This is a genomic window from Mesorhizobium sp. M7A.F.Ca.MR.362.00.0.0 (assembly GCF_004023175.1).
GTDB lineage: Bacteria > Pseudomonadota > Alphaproteobacteria > Rhizobiales > Rhizobiaceae > Mesorhizobium.
The window spans coordinates 5502-9075 of record NZ_RZTF01000269.1 but is presented as its reverse complement, the minus strand read 5'-3'; the positions used below and the strand labels follow the sequence as shown (position 1 = coordinate 9075).

General features: G+C 62.6%; 5 protein-coding genes. All 5 read left to right on the top strand.

All coding sequences use genetic code 11. From position 1 onward, the window contains the following. On the top strand, nt 1-473 hold a 473-nt coding region (locus EOC06_RS26050), incomplete at its 5' end, for a nuclear transport factor 2 family protein (RefSeq protein WP_164898738.1). Between the two features lie 27 nt (nt 474-500). After that, entirely contained in the window at nt 501-1607 is a 1107-nt protein-coding gene (locus tag EOC06_RS26045) for an aldo/keto reductase (protein ID WP_128309127.1), read from the top strand. A 139-nt stretch (nt 1608-1746) separates the two neighbouring features. Beyond that, nucleotides 1747-2469 (top strand): UMP kinase, encoded by a 723-nt coding sequence (gene pyrH, locus EOC06_RS26040; protein ID WP_013531760.1) that lies wholly within the window; start codon nt 1747-1749, stop codon nt 2467-2469. A 100-nt stretch (nt 2470-2569) separates the two neighbouring features. Beyond that, nucleotides 2570-3124 carry a ribosome recycling factor gene (gene frr / locus EOC06_RS26035; RefSeq protein WP_128309126.1) on the top strand — a complete coding sequence of 185 codons (555 nt, stop codon included), beginning with the start codon at nt 2570-2572 and terminating at the stop codon, nt 3122-3124. Between the two features lie 34 nt (nt 3125-3158). Continuing rightward, the coding region (gene uppS, locus EOC06_RS43540) for a polyprenyl diphosphate synthase (RefSeq protein ID WP_245470077.1) at nt 3159-3574 on the top strand (416 nt) is incomplete at its 3' end.

The window sequence follows — 3574 nt, the reverse complement described above, 5'->3', positions numbered from 1 at the left end:
GAGCCGAATCGTCCCCTGAAATCACGCTCGCCGATGAGCGCGCCGTCATACGCGTCGCCGATGCCATCGACCGCGCGGTCGATGCCCAGGATTGGCGGCTCGCCCGTAGTTACTTCGCCGACCGCGTCACCGTCGACTTCAGCAGCCTGAGTGGGCAGCCTGCGGCCACCATCGCGTCGGACGACCTGATCGGGACCTGGGCCGCCAACCTCAGGGGCAACAAGACCAGCCTGCACCTGCGCACCAACCATCAGGTCGCCATCGACGGCGACGCCGCGACTGTCTCCTCCAACGGCTACGCCTGGAACCGGATGGAAGGCAATGGCGAACCGCTATGGGAAGTCTGGGGCACCTACGAACACCACCTGACCCGTTCGGGAGCCAACTGGAGCGTGGACGGCTTCACATTCCGCATGACGCATGAACGCGGCAACCCGTGGGTCAAGACGACCCCCGGACAGGATCGGCATTGAAGATTGGATCAGGATCGGAGCGACATCATGACCATGCCCTTCTACACCCTTGGCAGCAGCGGGCTTCGTGTCACCCGGCTGGCGCTCGGAACCATGACCTTCGGCACCGAATGGGGCTGGGGCGCCGACAAGGAGACGGCCCGCGCCCTGGTCGATGCCTATGTCGAGGCAGGCGGCAATTTCTTCGATACGGCCGATGCCTATACCGGCGGCACCTCCGAGACCTGGCTTGGCGAGTTCATAGCCGAACGCGGTCTGCGCGACAGAGCGGTGATCAGCACCAAGTTCAGCATGAATCTGGAGCAGGGCAATCCGAATGCCGGCGGCAACGGCCGCAAGAACATCATCCGCGCCGTCGAAGGCTCGCTGAAGCGGCTCGGCACCGATTATATCGACCTCTATGTCCTGCATGCCTGGGACAGGCTGACTTCACCGGAAGAGGTGATGCGGACGCTGGACGATCTGGTACGCGCCGGAAAGATCCGCCATGTCGGTCTCTCCGACGTCCCCGCCTGGTACGCGAGCCGGGCGCAGTCCATCGCCGAGCAGCGCGGCTATGAACCGGTTTCGGCGCTGCAGCTCGAATATTCGTTGGTCGAGCGCAACATAGAGCATGAATTCGTGCCGTTCGGCACGCGCTATGGCGCCGGCATCATGGTCTGGAGCCCGCTGGCCAGCGGCTTGCTGAGCGGCAAATATCGTTCAGATACAATCAGCAACGCCGGCGGCAGGCTGGAGGCGATGCGCGGTTCGACCAATCCCGGCTTCCAGAAATTCACCGACCGCAACTGGGCAATCGTTGCCGAACTGGAAAAGGTCGCCGGAGAGCTTGGCCGCGGCATGGCCCAAATCGCCTTGAACAGGGCGGCAACGCGGCCCGGTGTCGCTTCGGTGATCATCGGTGCGACCAGGCTCGATCAGCTCAGGGACAATCTCGGTGCGCTCGATTTCGAGATTCCCCAAGAGCTCCTGGCAAGGCTCGACGCAGTCAGCCTGCCGGTCACGCCGTTCCCGTACTCGTTCTTCGGTCCGGAAATCCAGGGCGGCCTTACCGGGGGCCAGGCCGTCGGCTACAAGCCGGCGGGCTATTTCCCCGACCTGCTCATGGCAGGTGCATTTGCCGGCGTGAGTTGACAAAAGGCGAGAGAATTCCGGGTCGGGCGCCGCGTGACATCGCGGCGCCCTTCGTGTATCGGAACGCCATTGTTTCGGATGGCGCGCCTGCGCGAGAGCAGCCACCCGGAACGCGCCACATGCAAATGAAGAGGCCCAGATGACGGTGAAGCCCCTCTACCGACGTGTCTTGCTGAAAGCGTCGGGCGAAGCGTTGATGGGCGAGCAGCATTTCGGCATCGACGTGTCAGTGGTGGATCGCATCGCCGGCGACATCGCCGAGGCGCGTGCATTGGGCATCGAGGTCGGCGTCGTCATCGGCGGTGGCAACATCTTTCGCGGCGTGGCCGTTGCCTCCAAGGGCGGCGACCGTGTTACCGGCGACCACATGGGCATGCTTGCCACGGTGATCAACTCGCTGGCGCTGCGCACGTCGTTGAACAAGATCGGCGTCGACGCCGTGGTGCTTTCGGCGATCGCCATGCCCGAACTTTGCGAGAGCTTTTCGCAGCGCCAGGCGACCGCCTACATGAACCAGGGCAAGGTGGTGATCTTTGCCGGCGGCACCGGCAATCCATTCTTCACCACTGATTCGGCCGCAGCCCTTCGCGCCGCTGAAATCGGCGCCGACGCGCTGTTCAAGGGCACTCAGGTCGACGGCGTCTACTCGGCGGACCCGAAGAAGGACCCGAATGCAACGCGTTTCGAGCGCATCAGCCATGGCGAAGTCATAAATCGCGGCCTTTCCATCATGGATACTGCTGCGATTGCACTTGCGCGCGAAAACAACATTCCGATAATCGTCTATTCGATCCACGAAAAAGGTGGTTTCGGCGATATTCTGAGGGGCGGCGGCCGCTGCACGGTCGTCGCGGACGATTGATCGGCGGCCTGACCCGAAAAGGGAAGCCGGTTTTCGAAAGTTCGATTCGAAGACGGCCCCGAAGCAGTGAGCCCGCATTAGACGGGTCGAGGAGATAAAGATGAGTGGTGAGTACGACGATCTCAAGCGGCGCATGGATGGGGCCATTGCCGCGTTCAAGCATGATCTGGCCTCGCTGCGGACCGGTCGCGCCTCCAGCAATCTGCTCGATGCGATCCAGGTGCAGGCCTACGGCACCACCATGCCGATCAATCAGGTCGCCAACGTCTCGGTGCCGGAGCCGCGCATGATCTCGGTATCGGTATGGGACAAGTCGATGGTTGGCGCGGTCGCCCGCGCGATCCGCGAATCCAATTTGGGGTTCAACCCGATCGTAGACGGCACCAACCTCAGGATTCCACTTCCCGAACTTAACGAACAGCGCCGCAAGGAACTGGTCAAGATCTCGCACACCTACGCCGAGAACGCCCGTGTCGCCGCGCGCCATGTGCGCCGCGACGGCATGGACTTCCTGAAGAAGGCGGAGAAGGACGGCGACATCAGCGAAGACGATCAGCGCAAACGCTCGGACCAGGTCCAGAAACTTACCGACGAGACGATCAGCACCATCGACCACCTGCTTTCCGATAAGGAAGCTGAAATCATGCAGGTTTAGGGTCATGGCCGCCGGCTGACCCGAAAGCGAGAACATGGCAACGCCCGCGCATGTCGCGATCATCATGGACGGAAACGGACGCTGGGCCAAGGCGCGCGGCATGCCCCGTCTTGCGGGCCACCGTGCCGGTGTCGAGGCGCTGCGCAAGACGGTGCGCGCGGCACCCGGGCTCGGCATTTCCTACCTGACCGTCTATGCTTTCTCGTCGGAGAACTGGTCGCGGCCGAAGTCCGAGGTCAGCGACCTGATGGGCCTCTTGAAAATGTTCATCCGCCGTGACCTTGCTGAACTGCACCAGAGCGGTGTGCGGGTTAGAATCATCGGTGACCGGGCAGGGCTGCAGTCTGATATCAGGGGACTGCTCGACGAGGCCGAAACGCTGACGGCCGCAAACGAATCGCTGACGCTGGTGATCGCCTTCAACTATGGCGGACGAGACGAAATCGTTCG

Bases quoted from the DNA above. Each gene is read 5' to 3' on its own strand.
- EOC06_RS26045 (WP_128309127.1), top strand. From the start codon at position 501: ATGACCATGCCCTTCTACACCCTTGGCAGCAGCGGGCTTCGTGTCACC.
- pyrH (WP_013531760.1), top strand. From the start codon at position 1,747: ATGACGGTGAAGCCCCTCTACCGACGTGTCTTGCTGAAAGCGTCGGGC.
- frr (WP_128309126.1), top strand. From the start codon at position 2,570: ATGAGTGGTGAGTACGACGATCTCAAGCGGCGCATGGATGGGGCCATT.